The sequence below is a fragment of the Parabacteroides sp. PFB2-10 genome (assembly GCF_029893085.1).
Taxonomy (GTDB): Bacteria; Bacteroidota; Bacteroidia; order Bacteroidales; family Tannerellaceae; genus QVMG01.
Genome location: NZ_JARXWI010000005.1, coordinates 212,471 through 230,500, shown reverse-complemented (window position 1 = coordinate 230,500; position 18,030 = coordinate 212,471). Strand labels below are relative to the sequence as shown.

The following is an 18,030-nucleotide window of genomic DNA, read 5'->3' as shown; positions in this document are numbered from 1 at the left end:
GTGGCGACGTGATGTCGGTTCCCCTTTTGTCATTTTAGATAGTATCTTCTCCTTTATATTTCAGATCCACCACATTCTGCAGTGATCCCTTTCTTGCGTATTTAGCAGGAATACACTACCTTTGCAGCCTATCGAAAAATTATTAATTAAAATATAATAGACTTATATGGCAACGACAGCTGATTTTAGAAACGGAATGTGTCTCGATATTGATGGAAACTATTTCTTTATCGTTGAATTTCTTCATGTAAAACCAGGAAAAGGACCGGCTTTTGTGCGTACGAAACTGAAAAACGTAACTACAGGGCGTGTATTGGATAAAACCTGGAACTCGGGCGTGAAGGTTGAAGAGGTACGTATCGAACGCCGTCCATACCAATTCCTTTACAAAGATGAAATGGGGCATAACTTTATGCATCCCGAAACATTCGAGCAGATCTCTATTCCGGGCGAAAGCATTACCGGTGTTCAGTTCCTGAAAGAGGGCGACATGGTAGAAGCGATGGTGCATGCTGCCAGCGAGACAATCCTGACCTGCGAACTGCCCGCTCACGTGGTTTTGGAAGTGACCTATACAGAGCCCGGTGTGAAGGGAGATACAGCAACCAACACCTTGAAACCGGCTACGGTTGAGACCGGTGCGGAAGTGCGGGTTCCTCTTTTCATCAACGAAGGCGAAAAGATTGAAATCGATACCCGTGACGGCTCGTATGTAGGCCGCTCGAAAGAGTAATCGACGAGAGATCTCGTATTACACAAATCAAACCAACACCTACTATGAAAACCAACCAGTCTATTTCTATCAAGAAATGGGCGGAAGAAGACCGCCCGCGGGAGAAAATGCTTACCAAAGGCGCTGCCATGCTCACGGACGCGGAGCTGCTGGCCATTCTGATCGGTTCGGGGCATGCGGAAGAGTCGGCGGTGGATCTGGCTAAACGGATACTGCTTTATGTAGATCATAATCTGAATAGCCTGGGGAAGCTGACGGTAAAAGAGCTTGTTGCTACATTCAAAGGAATAGGAGAAGCCAAAGGGGTGGCCATTATTGCTGCCCTGGAATTGGGTAAGCGCCGCGGGGCATCGGATGTGCCCCAACGGCCTATTATCCAATGCAGTCAGGATGCTTATCGACTGATGCACCCCGTGCTTTGCGATCTGCCCCATGAAGAATTATGGGTAGCGTTGACTAACCGCGCGGGAAAGGTGATCGGAAAGGTAAAGGTGAGTCAGGGCGGTACAACAGAAACGGTGGCCGATCTGCGTCTGATCCTGAAAGAAGCCATCATTGGCCTGGCTTCCGGTATTGTTCTTTACCACAACCACCCCTCCGGAAGCAGGGTGGCAAGCCCCCATGATGATCTGTTGACCGAACGCCTAAAGAAGTCCGCCGGGCTGATAGGTATCTCCCTGTTGGATCATATCATTATAGCCGACAACGGCTATTACAGCTATGCCGATGAGGGGCGATTGTGATAATAAATTATATCTTTGCATATAAAACGATAAGGTTATGGATAACGAATTCCTCCAAACAGAAGAAAAGATCGTATCGATGCTGAAGACGGTATACGACCCGGAGATACCGGTGAATGTATACGATTTGGGATTGATATATAAGATAGATATAGACGACGACAAGCATGTGACGATCGATATGACCCTGACGGCGCCCGGCTGTCCGGTGGCCGATTTTATTGTGGAAGATGTGCGTATGCGGGTCGAATCGGTAGAAGGCGTAAAGAGCGTCGATGTCAATTTGGTTTTCGAACCGCCCTGGGATAAGGATATGATGACGGAAGAGGCCAAACTGGAACTGGGTTTCCTCTAAACGGATCGTCATGGAAGGTGTGTGTAAGAAGATCTATTTCGCGGCCGATGCCCACCTGGGCGCCCGGTTCCACAAAGACCCATTGGCTGTTGAAAAGAAGCTGGTGCGTTGGTTGGATAGTATCAAAGCGGATGCTTCCGCCGTTTGGTTATTGGGCGATATGTTTGATTACTGGTACGAATACAAATATGTTGTACCCAAAGGCTTTACCCGTTTCCTCGGGAAGCTGGCGGAACTCTCCGACAGCGGCATAGAAATACATATCTTTATTGGCAACCATGATATCTGGATGTTCGACTACCTGCCGAAGGAGATAGGCGCTATTATCCACCGGGAACCGGTTACTGTCGAGCTATTGGGCAAATATTTCTTTCTGGCCCATGGTGATGAGGTAGATTATCGCAGCCGTTCTTTCCGTTTTATTCGTTCGCTTTTCCGTAACCGCTTCGCTCAATGGTTGTATGGAAGCGTTCATCCCCGCTGGACATTTGGCTTTGCCTTAGGCTGGTCGCTGAACAGCCGCAAAAAGGGTCTCAAAGAAAAGAACAGTGAAGCCTATGCCGGCGAAGAAGCGGAATACCTGGTTGCTTTTGCCAAAGAATACCTGAAAACCCATCCTGAAATTAATTTCTTCCTTTTTGGGCATCGTCATATCATGCTCGACCTGATGCTTAGCCGCACCTCCCGCGTATTGGTGGTTGGCGATTGGATGCATCTTTTCTCATACGTGGAGTGGGATGGCGAGACACTCGCCCTGAAGCAGTTCGAAGAAGAGGCATAAAAAAACTGCTCCGGCTGATGCCAGAGCAGTTTAAACACTAATCCTAATGTTTTGTTGTAAGCTGTGAAGAAGGATTAGTTATTTTTCAGGATTTCCAACGTATCGGAAGCAATCGTATATTCTTCGTCTGTAGGTACGACAATCACCGTAACCTTACTATCCGGCGTGCTGATTACCATCTCTTCCCCACGCATTCCATCGTTTTTCTCTACATCAAATTTCAAGCCCATGTATTCCATATCACGGCATACATATTCGCGTGTCGCCCATTGGTTCTCGCCCACACCGCCGGTGAATACCAGGATGTCACAACCACCCATGGCAGCTGCGTATGCCCCTACGTATTTCTTGATGCGGTAGTTGTAGACGTTCAATGCCAAGGTAGCACGGCGATCTCCTTCGGCTACGGCTGCTTCTATCTCGCGCATATCGGAAGAAATACCCGACAATCCCCAAACACCACTGCGTTTGTTGATCAGATCCGACAGACCATTCGCGTCTAAGTTCTCTTTGCCCATCAGGAACGACAGCGCACCGGCGTCGATATCACCGCAACGGGTACCCATCAACAGCCCTTCTACCGGCGTAAGTCCCATAGAGGTATCGATGCTCTTGCCGTTCTTTACGGCGGCGATAGAACCGCCGTTACCGATGTGAGCCGTGATGATGCGTTGTTCTTCGTAAGGCACTCCCAACACTTCACAAGCCCGTTTCGACACGTAGCGATGACTCGTCCCGTGGAAACCGTAACGGCGTATGCCGTATTTCTTATAATAGGAGTAGGGAAGTCCGTACATATAGGCGTAGTCGGGCATCGTCTGATGGAAGGCTGTATCGAACACACCTACCTGGGGTACGCCCGGCAACAGGGTTTCCATAGCGCGGATCCCTTTCAGGTTGGGGGGGTTATGTAGTGGAGCCAGGTCGATACATTCCACCATTTTGCCGATTACCTCCGGCGTGATCCGTACGCTGCTGCTGAATTCTTCCGCGCCATGAACCACACGGTGGCCAACGGCGTCAATCTCTTCATACGATTTGATGCAGCCATATTTCTCATCGGTGAGAATGCTCAGGATAAACTCGATGGCAATCGTGTGCTCCGGCAGTTCCTTTTCCAGTACGACCTTCTCGCCGTTTGGCTGGGTGAACTTCAGGAATGATCCCGGTAAACCTAATTTTTCAACACCTCCCTGTGCCATGACATCATGGCTTTCCATGTCGTACAGTTTGTACTTCACGGAAGAACTTCCGCAATTTAATACTAATATCTTCATCTTATTTTGATTGTTTTAGATCCGTTGTTATTGGGCTGATTTAAGTCCTATCGCCTGGTTGCTGGCAATCGCTACCATTTTGTAAATATCATCTACGGAACATCCGCGCGACAGGTCGTTCACCGGCGCTCCCATGCCTTGCAGGATCGGGCCTACCGCTTCGGCATTGCCCAGGCGCTGAACCAGTTTATAGGCAATGTTGCCCACCTCGAGTGAGGGGAATACAAGCACATTGGCCTGGCCGGCTATTTCGCTTCCCGGCGCTTTCTTCGATCCGACAGAAGCGATCAGGGCGGCGTCTGCTTGCAAATCGCCATCGATCTTAAATTCAGGTGCCATCTCCTGCGCCAGGCGAGTCGCTTCTACCACCTTGTCGACCATCTCGTGCGATGCACTTCCTTTGGTTGAGAAGCTCAACATAGCAACGCGTGGGTCAACACCTACGATGTCACGTGCGGTGCGTGCCGTAGCGACAGCAATCTCCGCCAGCTCTTTCGCATTCGGATTCGGCATCACAGCGCAGTCGGCAAATACCAATACGCCGTCTTTTCCGTAGCTCTTGTCCTGAACGAACATCAGGAAGGCGCCGGAAACAACGCTGATACCCGGTGCTGTTTTGATAATCTGAAGCGCGGGGCGCAACACATCTCCGGTGGTGTTCTGGGCGCCAGCGATTTCACCGTCGGCATCACCTGCTTTGATCATCAAGCAGGCCAGATACAGAGGATCTTCCACCAACACGGCTGCCTTCTCGGGAGTCATACCCTTTTTCTGGCGAAGTTCAACCAAAAGGTTGATGTAGTCCTCTTTTTTGGCATGGTCAAGCGGGTTAACAATCGTTGCTTTATCAATGTTTTCCAATTTGTACTGAGACGCCAGGGCGGTGATCTCTTTCGGGTTACCCAATAAAATAATGTGAGCTACTCCGTCGCGCAGCAATTGGTCTGCTGCGATAAGGGTTCTTTCTTCCGTTCCTTCCGGAAGCACGATGCGTTGTTTGTTAGCTTTAGCGCGTTCGATAATGTCTTGCATTAAATCCATGACAAATGAGATTTTTTTATATTTATTAATACATGTAAGCCTGATTTGTCGACAAAGGTACTCATTCTGCTATATTGAGTTTGCAAAATGAGCGATAAATTATCAATACAAGTTGGCAATTTCAGAAGTTTTAACTAAAGTTAATCACCTCTTTTTCGCCGGAAAGAATTTGTTGAAGGTCTTCCGCGGAGACATTTACAGCTATTTTTCCATTTTGGGCGACCGATATTTTCCCTCTCTCTTCGGAAACAATCACAATAAAGGCATCCGTTTCGAGCGACATGCCGAATGCGGAACGGTGACGAAGTCCCATATCCTTGGGCAGTGTGGCGTTTTGGGCTACCGGCAGGATGCAACCGGCCGCTTTGATCCGGTTGTCGGCAATAATCATAGCACCATCGTGCAATGGGCTGTTCTTGAAGAAAATATTTTCTATCAGTCGCGCGTTTACATCTGCGTTGAACATCTCTCCGGTATGAATATAGACCGAAAGATCGACGTCTTGCTGGATAACAATCAGGGCACCGGTCTTTTTGCGCGCCATATTCATGCAGGCCAATACCACCGGCGCAACATATTTCACCTTATTTTCCTCGCCATCGCCTTTGCGTGAAAAGAGATTGCTGATGAATTTCCAACCTTTATGCGAACCAACGGCTAAGAGGAAGCGCCGTATCTCGTCCTGAAACAAAATGACTAAAACTAAGAAGCCGACACTGATAAACTTATCTAAGATAGACCCCATCAGCTTCATTTCCAACACCTGGGAGATCAGGATCCATATCACCAAGAAAGAAACGATGCCACTGAACAGCGCCAGGGAACCGGAATTCTTCATCAGTTTATAGATCTGGTAGAGGAAGAAGGCTACCATCAATACATCAATAAGGTCTTTTATGCCGAAGTCTATCCACATGGTGTCAATTATGAATTATGAATTATCAACTTTCAATTTTCAATTTCCCAATTATCTTAACCGCTTCGACCGCTTCTTTTACGTCGTGTACACGGAGAATGTTGGCGCCGTGCAACAGGGCGTAGGTGTTGAGTATGGATGTGCCGTTGAGGCTCTCCGCGGGCGTTCCTCCGAAGAAGCGGTAGATCATGCTTTTGCGGGAGATCCCAACCAAAAGAGGCAGGTCGAACGAGGCAAATTCGTCGAGATGAGCCATCAGCTCGTAATTCTGCTCAGTCGTTTTGCTAAAACCAAAGCCGGGATCCAGGATAATATCGTTGACGCCCAGCAGGCGCAGTTGATTGACTTTTTCAGAGAAATAAAGCATAATTTCTTCCATCATATCCCGGTAGGTGGTGAACTGCTGCATGGTTTGAGGTGTTCCCCGCATGTGCATCAGGATATACGGTACGTTCAGTTCGGCCACCGTCTGGAACATCGCTTTGTCTATTTGCCCGCCGGAGATATCGTTGATGATCGCCACGCCATGTTTTTCCACACACTCCCGGACGATATCCGCGCGGAAAGTGTCGACCGACACGATGGCTTCCGGATAGTGTTTGTTGATAATGTCGAGGGCAAACCTCAGGCGTTGCATCTCCTCTTTGGCGGTCACCTCTACGGCGTCGGGGCGGGAAGAATAGCCTCCCAGGTCGATGATCTCGCCTCCTTCCCGATAGATGGTCTGGATGCGTTCTTCGATTGATTTTTCCGTTTGTTTCCGGCTGTCGGCATAAAAAGAGTCGGGCGTCACATTAAGAATACCCATGACCAACGGAGTAGTCAGTGGAACCAATTTGCCATTCAGATTGAGCGTCTTATCAATCATCTCTTTTCGTTTTGCACAAAAGTACGATTTTCTAATAACTACACAAAACTTAAAAATCGAAGTGTAAGCAAAAAAGGTCAGTTTTGGCCAAAACGAGCTGGTTTTGCTTACATTTCAAATGTTAACAAATACTAACTCCCGGGAGTTTGTCTCCAAAGTCCTGCCTTTTTGGAAAAAAACTCTCGCGGTTTTGACAAAATGTCAAATCGTCTTGAAGCAGGATCCTCAATTCTCACTGACCGAATGAGGCATATAATCAATAAAAAGAACTTTCTTTTGGAAGAATGGAGCATATCGAATGAAGTTTTGTTACATTTGTCAGAAAATAACATGAAAGTATTATACGGAGGATTTTAATTATGTCAATACCGGAACTCTATGAACTATTTATCCACAACCCGATCGTAACTACGGATAGCCGTCACTGTCCCCGCGGCTCCATCTTTTTTGCTTTAAAAGGAGATCGGTTCGACGGCAATCAGTTTGCCGCGAAAGCGTTAGCCGAAGGAAGTAATTACGCCGTCATTGATAACCCTGACTACTATCAGAACGAACGGACCATTTTAGTCGATGATGTCTTAACCTCCTTGCAACTCTTAGCCCAGCGTCATCGCAAAGTGGTAGGGGTGCCTATCCTTGCCATCACCGGAACGAATGGAAAGACGACCACCAAAGAGCTTATTGCCGCTGTGCTTTCCATGAAATTCAATCTGCTTTATACGGAAGGAAACCTGAATAACCAGATTGGGGTTCCGCTGACACTGTTGCGCCTGAACCACGAACACGAAATGGCGGTGATCGAAATGGGCGCCAGCCATCCCGGCGATATCAAAGAATTGGTGGAGATTGCACAACCGGAATACGGACTTATCACCAATGTGGGACGCGCCCACCTGGAGGGGTTCGAATCGTTCGAGAATGTATTGAAAACAAAAGGCGAACTCTATGATTATATACGCCGGACGAAAGGAATTGTTTTTGTCAAAAAAGAAGACAAACCCTTGCGTGCTATCGCTCAAGGGATCGAGCAGATCACCTATGGCTATGGCGACAGCTCTTTTGCTTCGGGGCAGATTATCGGGAGCGATCCCTATCTGGTTTTCCAATGGAAACAACAGGGAAAGAACAATGTGGTGGAAACACAACTGATTGGCGACTACAATATTGACAATGTGCTGGCAGCCGTTACGATCGGTCGTTATTTCAAAATCCCTTCCGCACGCATCAATCGTGCCATCGAAGGCTATGCGCCTTCCAACAAACGTTCGCAACTGAAGAAAACAGCTCATAACACCCTATTGGTCGACACCTACAATGCGAATCCTACCAGTATGAAAGCGGCTCTCGATAACTTTGCCGGTATGTCGGCCACGCCGAAAGCAGTGATCCTGGGTGATATGTTCGAGTTGGGAGCCGAGAGCGACAGCCTCCATGCCGAGATCGTGGAGCAGCTCGCGTGGGGTGGATTCGACAGGATCTACCTTTGTGGCGAACATTTCGCGCGCATGGGCGGTGAAAAATACAAACATTACGAGACCACCGAAGCCCTTATAACCGAGCTTCGCGAGCATCCCCTGCAAGGTTATACCATCCTTATCAAAGGCTCTCGCGGTATGGCATTGGAGAGGGTGGAAGAGGTGTTGTGATCTCCTCTGTCTTTGCTTTTATTCAGCCGGGTGATTATGCCGAAGCCTTTGTTTGTATATGTTATGCAAACAAGTTTGGCTCTGCATTCAACTTTCATTATCTTTGCATAAGATAGGGTGCGTCTTTGCATACTTCTCTTACTAAAAACAATAACGATATGAAATGGAGTGAAAAGTGTCTTCGTATATTTGAACAGGCAACGGAGACATACCACATAACAGACGATGTGGATACAATGGTAACAAACCCTTATCCGGAGCAGACCATTGAGTTTTTTCTTTATCAGAAGAATTGGATCGATGCTGTGCAATGGCATCTGGAGGATATCATTCGTAATCCCTCCATTCATCCGGATGAAGCTTTAAAGATCAAACGTAGAATAGACAAATCCAACCAGGATCGTACGGATCTGGTGGAATGGATCGATAGTTTCCTGATGGAGACCTATAAAGAGGTGGCTCCTCTTCCCGGTGCAACCCTCAATACGGAAACACCGGCCTGGGCTGTCGACCGCCTTTCTATCCTGGTATTGAAGATATATCATATGCAACAGGAGGCGATTCGTCCGGACGCATCGGAAGAACACAAGGCACTTTGTCAGCGAAAGTTGAACGTGTTGTTGGAACAACGGGAAGATCTCTCGCTGGCGCTCAATCAGTTGATCGACGATATTGAAAACGGACGGAAACAGATGAAGATGTACAAACAGATGAAAATGTATAATGATCCTGCTTTGAATCCGGTGTTATACGGAAAAAAGAATGGCTAAAATACTGATCATACGACTCTCTTCTATTGGTGATGTGGCGATGACCATTCCGGTAGTCTATTCGGTGGCGAAGGCCTATCCGGAGGATACCTTTACGATTCTGACGCAAACATTCCTCCTGCCTGTCTTCATCAATAAGCCGGCCAATGTGCAAGTATTGGGCATCAACACCAAAGCATCGGAAAAGAGTATTTCAGGCCTGATTCGGTTCACCTCGGCATTGGTTAAATATAACTACGATATGGTGATCGACCTGCACAATGTGTTCCGTTCGCAGGTGATACGATCCTTTTTTAGACTGAGAGGGGTGCCGGTGATTGTTTACAACCGCAATAGCAGAAGCCGTAGGAAACTGACGCGCCGCGAAAACAAAGAATTGGTACCTCTGCGGCCGGTCCTTGAAGACTATGCGGAAGCATTTCTTAAAGCCGGCTTTTCCTTCCGCGATACTTTCACGACATTATACGAAGAAAAAGATATTGACCATAACCGGATAACGGATTTTGCCGGAGAAAAGAAAGGCTTTTGGATCGGCATTGCCCCTTTTGCCAAGCACCGGGGGAAGATCTATCCGATCGAATCGATGGAGAAGGTGGTGCAATCCTTGTCCGAACGAGAAGATATCACCCTTTTTCTGTTTGGAGGAAGGGGCTATGAAGAGGCCGTTCTGGGAGAATGGGCCTATCAGTACCCACGGGTGAAAAGTGTGGTGGGAAGGTATTCGCTGGATAGCGAGTTGGCATTGATCAGCCAGTTAGACCTGTTGCTCTGTATGGATTCGGCTAATATGCATTTTGCTTCGCTGGTGGGAACGGAGGTCGTTTCTATCTGGGGAGCCACGCATCCCTATGCCGGATTCTATGGTTACAGGCAGCATCCCGAGTATGCGATTCAGGTCGATTTGCCTTGTCGCCCCTGCTCCGTTTACGGACAAAAGAATTGTTACCGCGGAGACTGGGCCTGCATGACGCAATTGTTACCGGAAATGATCGTTGAAAAGGTATATAAAGCATTGGAGTAAGATAAAGATAAAAGATGAGAAGGTGTTACCTGTCTAAAAACTACAAAGAGATTAATAGTGCCGGGAATAAGGCGAAGACAGATATAGAGAAGATCATGCAAACGCATGGTTTTGTGAATGTTGGTTTGCCTATTTCTTATTCTTCGAACGAAGTATGGGGATTTATCTATACTTTTTGCAGTGTGATGAAATCTTTTTTCTCTCTTCGTCGGGGGGATGTCTTGGTGTTGCAATATCCTCTCAAGAAATATTATTCGCTTGTCTGCCGCTTTGCCCAATGGAAGGGAGCGAAAACCGTCACCCTGATCCACGATTTGGGCTGTTTCCGACGGAAAAAGCTGACCATCGCGCAGGAGAAACGTCGGCTTTCCCGTACGAATGGGATTCTTGCCCTGAATGAAACCGAGAAGAACTGGCTGATCGCACACGGTTATACCCAGCCGATCGAGGTGACGGGCTTATGGGATTATCTGTCGGATGCCCAACCCATGGAGAAGCCTTTGCCCGATCGGTTTGACAAAGTGATGCATGCCGGTTCATTAAGCCCACGAAAACATAGCTTTCTGTATGCATACGACAAGGCGATGGAGGAGGTTCCGGTGCGGTTTGTGCTCTATGGTAGTGATTTTGACCAAGAGATGGTGAGATCTTCCGACCGATATATAAAGAAAGGTTTCGTTCGTCCGGACGAATTGATCGCTACGGCCGAGGGTGACTTTGCCCTGATCTGGTACGGACATTCCTACCAGGAGGTCGACGGGGTGTTTGGTGAATATATGCAAATCACGACACCACATAAACCTTCCCTCTATATCCGTTGCCATGTACCCATGATTGTTTGGAAAAAGCTGGCCATCTATCCTTTGATAGAAAAGGAACATATTGGCATCGGCATCGACAGCCTGGAGGAACTGGAGTCAGTAATTCGCTCCGTAACCCGGGAGGACTACAAACAAATGAAAGAGAATATCCAACGAATAAGCCAATTGGTTGCCGAAGGGCACTTCTTCCTAACTGCTTATGCGGCTATTGAACATAAATTGTTAAGCGAAGATGAGAACAGAAATAGTAATTAATCCCAAGTATCAGTATCTTAGTCCGTTTGTCCATTCCGTGCGTGAACGCTTTGAAAAGGAAGGAGAAACGATCTATAAGGCACGTAATGAAATCAAGGTGTTTGAGGTCGATGGCGAACTGATCAATGTAAAGCGCTTCCAGGTTCCTCACCTGATTAACCGGATTGCCTATACCTTTATTCGCCCCTCCAAGGCAAAGCGCTCCTATCAATATGGTTTTATATTACATGAGAAGGGGGTGTATACACCGGAACCTATTGCCACGATCACTATCTACCGGCGGGGAGTCCTTTATTACAGCTATTTTATCAGTAAGCAACTGGATACTTACCAAGCCATGTATGATATATTGCAAAGACCGGCCGTAGAAATCCAGCCCTTTATAAAGGATTTAGCCCAATTTGCCGTCTATTTGCATGAGAGCGGTATCTTTCATAAAGACTTTTCTCCGGGTAATGTTTTGTATGAAAAGCAGGACGACGGCTATCGCTTTTGCTTAGTCGATATCAACCGGATGGAGTTTGGTTCTCCGGTCTCCGTTCAGAAAGGATGTAGTAATTTCGCCCGATTATGGGGCAAAGAGGATGTTTTTGTTCTGTTGGCAAAGGAATATGCCAAAGGACGCGGAGCCAATGAAGAGGAGTGTGTGCAGTGGGTACTAAAGCAGCGAAAACTCTTTTGGAAGCAGTTTGCGTTGAAGCATGATATACCGTTTGAATTTGAATAACCTGCTATCGGTACTTATTAAAAGCCAATGATTGGTTTCCAGAATTTCTTCATTTTACGTTTATACCAGCCATGGCAACCGAATGGCAATTGTCTTTTCGTTAGTTTATAACTATACCAGGGGTATTTGTCAAAAGAAAAAAGTAAAGCCTCAGATACATCAGGGTATGTGAATTCCGATACTTGGGTAGCCCAAAACACATCTTCATTGTAAAGATGCATCCGATGTGATAAGAAATCTTCAATCACTTCACGATAACGCAGGGTAGCCTCGTAATGGCTTTTTACCTTACGCAAGGAGAAACCACCATTGCCAATCTTGTTATGCAAACCATATTTGGAAGGATTGCCACTTCGTTTTTCCTTTTTATATTGGAAATCAACCCACCAGGAGAGAGGTGGGTATTGATATATTCTTTTCTTTAACCAGGGAGCACCAATATAATCATATCCTTTTTCGCACCATTGTAGTAGTTCATCCCGGAATATATAGGCATCTAATTGATAGATTAGTATATAGTCCGAATCCAAAAAACGCCCGTAGAATTCGGAAGACATCATCAACTGGTTATATCCCGCGATGCCGGAAAAATAATGATCAGGGAAAGAGACTGTTTCTACGCGTGGATATTCATCGGTTATCGTTTTCAGATCTAAGGAAGATGGTTTGATTACCGTCAGGGAATAATCCCCCAATACCTTGTATGCCTGATTGAATGATATCCGATCATACTCGGATAACGGAAGCTTGTAGATAGGGATAAGTATGTTGACCAGAGGTGTTGAGTTCATTTCCTCCCGAAGTCTGCCGGGATCTCTCCCCATTCCGCTGTGTTCCATTTTAGAATTTGAGTTTTATAGGTGTGGGTCTTGAGCCAATGTTCGGCACGTTCGATCAGATTAAACAGTTGTACATTCTCCGGAAGCCGCTCCAACAGGGTTTTTGCTTTCTTATTCTTTACCCATTTCATGGCATTCACACTATCGGTATAGATGGGCAGGTCGCTGTTTTTCTGCTGCAGAAGCGCCAGACCATGCACCAATGCCAGGAATTCTCCTACATTGTTTGTCCCCTTTTTCATCGGGCCGACGTGGAAGATCTCCTGTCCTGTTGCCGTATAGACGCCGCGGTATTCCATATCTCCCGGGTTACCGCTGCAGGCGGCATCGACCGACAGGCTGTTCCATATGATATCTTTATTGTGTAGGTCGGGCTCCGAACCTTGGCGGATCTTCTTGACTGCCTGGGGAGAAGCGTTTTGTTTCAGGTAATCGAAATAGCCATTCTGATAGGCCTCATCCGCCTCTTCCCGGGTGGGGAATGACTTATATTTTGCTCCGGCAAACCCTTCTATTTGCAATTTCGTATCGGTCCAGTTATCATATATCCCTGGGGTTACTCCATTCCAAACAACATAGAACTTCGATTTTGACATTTTCCGGTATAGAGTAATGAAATTATGGATTGATCATATTAGTAGGCATGTCTGCCGGAGTTTACTGCAGGTGGAACTTTTTCCAGGTGTACACCTTCGGTTCTTCTTTGACAAAAGGCAATACCTTTTCCCTTTCCTCCCGGCTCAGGTAGAGTGGGGTGGCATAGGTCGCCGTCAGTGTAAGCGAATCCGGACTCAACTGATAGTGGATAAGTTCGATATCCAATAACGACAAGGCTTCGTTATAGGCAAAACGATCTGCTTCCGATATCTTTTCTTTCAGGAACCAAGTGGTTGGCGCCGGAGTAAACAGCTCTTTGGTATCCAATGGACTCCAGTCGGGCGAGTAAAAATCTATCCGACTGTCGGGAGCAGGCCCGTAAACTGTCGTAACCAAACAGATAATGGGTGTATTATTGACCAACGGAAACAGCTTAATCTCCACCGTGCTACGCTCCGAAACCTGTAATAACATATAGTCGGAAGTCAACGCTTTCAATACCGTAAACCCTCCCATCAGGTTTTGTACACGTGCCTCTTTCTCTGTTTGATAGAGATTTACCAGGTCTTTCCGCCAGGCACTTTCTAATTGTGGGATATAAGAATCGGGCATATCGGTGAAGAGCGTAGCCATATTCTGGGCATTCACTCCCATAAAAGAAAGAAAAAACAGAAGGGAAACAATATATAATCGCATACTCGTAGTTATGAATTCTGATACAAAGGTAATAAATAACCTTTATCGGGTTCCCAAATAAATGAATATCATTCCTAATAAGACTAAAAAGAGATCGATGGCTTTGCTCTTGAGATTCTTCTCATGGAAGAAGAGGGCACCGGCGATAAAGGTGACTAATACGTTGCTGCGGCGGATCATGGAGACGATAGAGATCATCGAATCAGGGAAACTCAATGCGTAGAAATAGATCCAGTCGGCCAATAAGAGGAAGATCGAAACCAAAGGGATATGCCATGTCCACCGGAAGGGGGTACTTTTTTTCCGGCGCGGATACCAGAGGAAAAGCATTATAAAGATCATCATCAGGCATTGATACACATTGAACCAAACCTGTACGGTCATCACATCCAAGGTCTTCATCAGGTGTTTGTCGTACAATCCGCTTATCGATCCGGTAATGACCGACATGACGGTGAAGAAGATCCATTTATTATGGGCAAAACGGATTCCCTCTTTCTTTCCGGTTGTGGAGAGTAGGTAGAAAGAGGCGATGGCCAACAATACGCCTATCCATTGATACATATTGAGCCGTTCCTGGAAGATCAGCATGGCGCATATCAGGGTCAGTACCGGTTGGGTTGCCTTGATTGGGCCGGTAATGGTGAGCGGCAGATGCTTGATGCCGAAGTAGCCGAACAACCAGGACGACAACACGATCACCGCTTTCAGGAATACCGCCAGATGTGTTTCTAAGGATACGCGCGGCAGGTAGAACATGGTTCCGTCCAACCAGTTGGTTGTATAGGAGAAAAGAATGAACGGAAGCAAGATCAGATTGCTTATAAGTATGTTCAGAAACAAGACCGGAATAACCGCGTTATCCGTCAGCGATGCCTTCTTGTTAACGTCGTAACAACCCAACAGGAAAGCGGAAAGGAAAGCTAAAGCGAGCCACATTTTTTTTAATGATGAATGATGAATGATGAATGATGAATCGAAGAATCTATCAATTATCAATTATCCATTTTCCATTATTTCTTTGGGGTAGGTGATATCTTCCAGGAAAAGGGCGTGTCCGGGTGCAGAGGTGCCGGCTGCTCCGCGGTCTTTCGCTTCGATCACCCCGCGGAAACCATCCAGGGTGAGTTTGCCTCGTCCCACTTCAAACAGGGTACCCACAATCGCACGCACCATATTGCGCAGGAAGCGGTCGGCGGTGATGGTGAAGACCCAAAGGCCATCGGTTTGTTCCCAACCGGCATGAGTGATGCGACAATTATTTGTCTTTACGTCGGTATGCAATTTGCTGAAACTGGTGAAGTCGGTATAGGTATAAAGCCATTCGCAGGCTTTGTTCATCGCCTCAAAATCGAGTGTGCCATAGATCCGGCAAAGCCAGTCGAAACGAAACGGATCCTTTTCGAAGGTGACATAATAGCGGTAGGTGCGGGAGGTTGCGTCGAAACGGGCATGTGCTTCGGGCGTAACAGGCACGATGCGGTACACCCCGATGTCCTTGGGCAACAGACGGTTTAGCTTATCGGCCAGTGAAGCGAGGTCGTCGAACGACTCTTCCCAATCAAAATGAGCCACCATCCGACGGGCATGCACGCCTGTGTCGGTTCGCCCGGCTCCCGTGACCGAAACCGGCTTGCGCAGGTAGGTGGCCAGCGCCTCCTCCAGCGATTCCTGTACGGTCGTGCCGTTGGGTTGCCGCTGCCAACCGCAGTAATTCTTTCCGTTATACCCCAGATATATAAAGTAGCGATTCATCATTTATAACGCGTTTTATGCTGAAACGACTGCAAAGGTACGAAAACTATCAGGTTTACGCCCCGTCGGTTATTTAATGTTTATTTGTAGAAAAGAAAATACTTCACTGTCAAAGTGACCAATCGGGTGGCAAATGGCAGGAGATTCCCGCTGAATTTCCAACTGATTGACAATTATCAATCAATTCGTTGATAATTATCGTTTAATTGATTGACAATTGTCAATTAAAGCGTTGACAATTGTCAAACGTTTTGAAACCCGGCGATCTTTTAGAAGATGTATGAGATGTCGTCTGTCAGATCATTTTTTACCTCTCCGGAAACAGCACATAAATGAATCATTCAATTATTTTGTTATTTTTGTGAAACAGATCTGACTCCCCCATGAGTAGTAACGATGTTAACCCGATCCATACTGTAGAGCAGCTGTTTAGAAAGCACTACAAAATCCTCCGTGCATACGCTTATCGTTTGTCCGGAGACAAAAATGTGGCAGAAGACCTGGTGCAGGATGTCTATTATGAATTGTGGAGGAAAAGAGATGAACTGGTGATGGAAGAGGCTATTAAATATTATCTTTTCCGCGCCATTTATACAAAGACGCTCAACTATCTGAATAGCAAGAATTATACAGAGCAGGAACCATTTGAACAAACGACCGAAGGCCGCATCCAGCAAATCTATTGGCAATCTCACACATCCAACCAGGAAGACTCCTTGATTTATAAAGAATTACAGAAAGAGGTAACACAGGCGATCAATACGTTGCCGGAACAGTGCCGAACGGTGTTTCTCCTCAGATGGAACGAAGAATTGAAAAACCAGGAGATTGCCAAACGTCTGGGAATATCCGTAAAAACGGTTGAAAAACATATCACAAAAGCCCTCTCAACCCTGCGCATCTTACTGAAAGATGCCGAACTTCTTTTATTGCTCCCACTTTTTTTATAAAAATGCCTCTCGGAGGTAGGGTATTTTACGTTATCACTTGTTTTACTTAAAGAAACATAGAAGTAATCATGTATAAGATAAAAGATATCATCTGCAACTACCTGAATAGCTCTGCTTCAGAAGAAGAAAAAGAACATCTTCTTCAGTGGTTGGAAGAAAAAGAGGAAAACAAAATACAATTCCGGGAAATATACGACCTCTGGCTGCATGCAAACGCTATCCGGATTGAAGATGCAGAGTTGGAAAAAGCCTGGAAACGTCTGAAAAAACAGACATCTAAACAAAAAGAAATCCCAAAACGTATTCCCTTCTCCCGTTTTTCCTTCCTGTATATAGCCGCTTCTATCCTCCTTTTATTGGCTGTCGGATATGGTGGATACCAACTGGGTGACCGGAATGAACGGCCGACAATCGTTTACAATCACCTGTTGACCGGTGTAGACGGAAAAGGAGTTTATACTTTACCTGACGGTTCAACCGTATGGCTTAATGCCAATAGTGTATTGAAATATCCTGAAATCTTTACCGGAGGGAAACGAAGCGTCTACCTGGAGGGAGAAGCCCTGTTTGAAGTCAAGGCAGACAAAAGGAATCCTTTTTTTGTGGAAACGGGAGGAATCAATATCGAGGCAACGGGTACCCGTTTCTTAGTCCATAACTATCCCGTCAAAAATAGGGTAGAAGCCGTTTTGGTCAATGGGAGCATACAGGTCAGCGGAGATTACTTTTCAACAAACCGGATACTACATCCCGGAGAATTATTAACCTACAACAAGCAGTTGCAACAAACTCAAGTGCAGCAAGTCAACACAGATCACTACACTAATTGGATCCATTCTAAACTCATATTCGACAGCACTAACCTCGAAGATGTGGTCGTCAACCTGGAAAAATGGTTCGATATCGAGATTGTCGCTTCTCCCGAGTTGATGCATAACACGCATATGTCGTTCACTGTCCGTCGGGAGTCGCTCGACGAGCTACTCTCTTATATGGCTTTGACCTCGCCGATAACCTTTGAATGGAGAGGGAAGGTATTACATCTGCATCCGAAAAACGAGTAGTGAAATATGAAAAACAAATACTAACAATTAAAACAAAATAGCCTATGTAGAAAGAATGTATAAAAAAAGATAGGCGAATGCGCGAACATCCTCCTATCACAAAGATTTTAAATTAACAAACATTCCTCTCCCCAGAGCAATGCTTATCATTAATGAAAAACCCATGCAAAGTTAT

At 46.3% G+C, this 18,030-nt stretch carries 20 protein-coding genes; 11 read left to right on the top strand and 9 right to left on the bottom strand.

The genetic code is table 11. The features are described 5' to 3' along the window. Positions 1-166 precede the first annotated feature (166 nt). The 4 genes from efp to M2137_RS06540 are packed head-to-tail and all read left to right on the top strand — an operon-like array spanning position 167 to position 2,612. On the top strand, positions 167-733 hold the full coding sequence (efp, locus tag M2137_RS06555; RefSeq protein WP_280752144.1) for an elongation factor P: 567 nt from the start codon (positions 167-169) through the stop codon (positions 731-733). A 44-nt stretch (positions 734-777) separates the two neighbouring features. Then, the gene (gene radC, locus M2137_RS06550) at positions 778-1,476 is read left to right on the top strand and encodes a DNA repair protein RadC (RefSeq protein ID WP_280765658.1); all 699 of its coding nucleotides are present in this window, start codon (positions 778-780) and stop codon (positions 1,474-1,476) included. A gap of 37 nt (positions 1,477-1,513) precedes the next feature. After that, positions 1,514-1,831 (top strand): SUF system Fe-S cluster assembly protein, encoded by a 318-nt coding sequence (locus M2137_RS06545; RefSeq protein WP_280765657.1) that lies wholly within the window; start codon positions 1,514-1,516, stop codon positions 1,829-1,831. Between the two features lie 10 nt (positions 1,832-1,841). After that, positions 1,842-2,612 (top strand): UDP-2,3-diacylglucosamine diphosphatase, encoded by a 771-nt coding sequence (locus M2137_RS06540; protein WP_280765656.1) that lies wholly within the window; start codon positions 1,842-1,844, stop codon positions 2,610-2,612. A gap of 74 nt (positions 2,613-2,686) precedes the next feature. Here the strand turns inward: M2137_RS06540 and M2137_RS06535 are convergent, their stop codons facing one another. The 4 genes from M2137_RS06535 to folP form a co-directional block, all read right to left on the bottom strand. Continuing rightward, positions 2,687-3,889: an acetate kinase gene (locus M2137_RS06535; RefSeq protein WP_280765655.1), complete on the bottom strand. Its 1,203-nt coding sequence runs from the start codon at positions 3,887-3,889 to the stop codon at positions 2,687-2,689. A gap of 27 nt (positions 3,890-3,916) precedes the next feature. After that, the gene (pta, locus tag M2137_RS06530; RefSeq protein WP_280765654.1) at positions 3,917-4,930 is read right to left on the bottom strand and encodes a phosphate acetyltransferase; all 1,014 of its coding nucleotides are present in this window, start codon (positions 4,928-4,930) and stop codon (positions 3,917-3,919) included. A gap of 130 nt (positions 4,931-5,060) precedes the next feature. Beyond that, the gene (cdaA, locus tag M2137_RS06525; protein ID WP_280765653.1) at positions 5,061-5,846 is read right to left on the bottom strand and encodes a diadenylate cyclase CdaA; all 786 of its coding nucleotides are present in this window, start codon (positions 5,844-5,846) and stop codon (positions 5,061-5,063) included. A gap of 25 nt (positions 5,847-5,871) precedes the next feature. Then, positions 5,872-6,714, bottom strand: a complete 843-nt coding sequence (gene folP / locus M2137_RS06520) for a dihydropteroate synthase (protein ID WP_280765652.1) — start codon at positions 6,712-6,714, stop codon at positions 5,872-5,874. A 359-nt stretch (positions 6,715-7,073) separates the two neighbouring features. Between folP and murF the strand changes: the two genes are divergently transcribed. The 5 genes from murF (at position 7,074) to M2137_RS06495 (ending at position 11,954) form a co-directional block, all read left to right on the top strand. Beyond that, positions 7,074-8,360: a UDP-N-acetylmuramoyl-tripeptide--D-alanyl-D-alanine ligase gene (murF, locus tag M2137_RS06515; protein WP_280765651.1), complete on the top strand. Its 1,287-nt coding sequence runs from the start codon at positions 7,074-7,076 to the stop codon at positions 8,358-8,360. 158 nt (positions 8,361-8,518) lie between these two features. Continuing rightward, positions 8,519-9,130: a DUF4254 domain-containing protein gene (locus M2137_RS06510; protein WP_280765650.1), complete on the top strand. Its 612-nt coding sequence runs from the start codon at positions 8,519-8,521 to the stop codon at positions 9,128-9,130. Beyond that, complete coding sequence (locus tag M2137_RS06505; RefSeq protein ID WP_280765649.1) at positions 9,123-10,151, top strand: glycosyltransferase family 9 protein; 1,029 nt, start codon at positions 9,123-9,125, stop codon at positions 10,149-10,151. The genes M2137_RS06510 and M2137_RS06505 overlap by 8 nt, the downstream gene beginning before the upstream one ends. 14 nt (positions 10,152-10,165) lie before the next feature. Next, on the top strand, positions 10,166-11,227 hold the full coding sequence (locus M2137_RS06500) for a galactofuranosyltransferase (RefSeq protein ID WP_280765648.1): 1,062 nt from the start codon (positions 10,166-10,168) through the stop codon (positions 11,225-11,227). After that, positions 11,205-11,954 carry a lipopolysaccharide kinase InaA family protein gene (locus M2137_RS06495; RefSeq protein ID WP_280765647.1) on the top strand — a complete coding sequence of 250 codons (750 nt, stop codon included), beginning with the start codon at positions 11,205-11,207 and terminating at the stop codon, positions 11,952-11,954. Before M2137_RS06500 ends, M2137_RS06495 begins: the two co-directional genes overlap by 23 nt. A gap of 17 nt (positions 11,955-11,971) precedes the next feature. Here the strand turns inward: M2137_RS06495 and M2137_RS06490 are convergent, their stop codons facing one another. From M2137_RS06490 to truA, 5 genes are all read right to left on the bottom strand, one after another. After that, positions 11,972-12,745: a DUF5672 family protein gene (locus M2137_RS06490; RefSeq protein WP_280765646.1), complete on the bottom strand. Its 774-nt coding sequence runs from the start codon at positions 12,743-12,745 to the stop codon at positions 11,972-11,974. Next, the gene (locus M2137_RS06485) at positions 12,742-13,389 is read right to left on the bottom strand and encodes a viroplasmin family protein (RefSeq protein WP_280765645.1); all 648 of its coding nucleotides are present in this window, start codon (positions 13,387-13,389) and stop codon (positions 12,742-12,744) included. The genes M2137_RS06490 and M2137_RS06485 overlap by 4 nt, the downstream gene beginning before the upstream one ends. A gap of 61 nt (positions 13,390-13,450) precedes the next feature. Next, on the bottom strand, positions 13,451-14,086 hold the full coding sequence (locus M2137_RS06480; protein WP_280765644.1) for a DUF3256 family protein: 636 nt from the start codon (positions 14,084-14,086) through the stop codon (positions 13,451-13,453). A gap of 42 nt (positions 14,087-14,128) precedes the next feature. Beyond that, positions 14,129-15,025, bottom strand: a complete 897-nt coding sequence (locus M2137_RS06475) for a DMT family transporter (protein WP_280765643.1) — start codon at positions 15,023-15,025, stop codon at positions 14,129-14,131. A gap of 60 nt (positions 15,026-15,085) precedes the next feature. Further along, on the bottom strand, positions 15,086-15,841 hold the full coding sequence (gene truA, locus M2137_RS06470) for a tRNA pseudouridine(38-40) synthase TruA (RefSeq protein ID WP_280765688.1): 756 nt from the start codon (positions 15,839-15,841) through the stop codon (positions 15,086-15,088). Positions 15,842-16,224: 383 nt separating this feature from the next. On the opposite strand from truA, the gene M2137_RS06465 reads away from it, so the two are divergent. Both M2137_RS06465 and M2137_RS06460 read left to right on the top strand, forming a co-directional pair. After that, positions 16,225-16,791, top strand: a complete 567-nt coding sequence (locus M2137_RS06465) for an RNA polymerase sigma-70 factor (RefSeq protein WP_280765642.1) — start codon at positions 16,225-16,227, stop codon at positions 16,789-16,791. A gap of 68 nt (positions 16,792-16,859) precedes the next feature. Next, on the top strand, positions 16,860-17,855 hold the full coding sequence (locus M2137_RS06460) for a FecR family protein (protein WP_280765641.1): 996 nt from the start codon (positions 16,860-16,862) through the stop codon (positions 17,853-17,855). Positions 17,856-18,030: the final 175 nt, after the last annotated feature.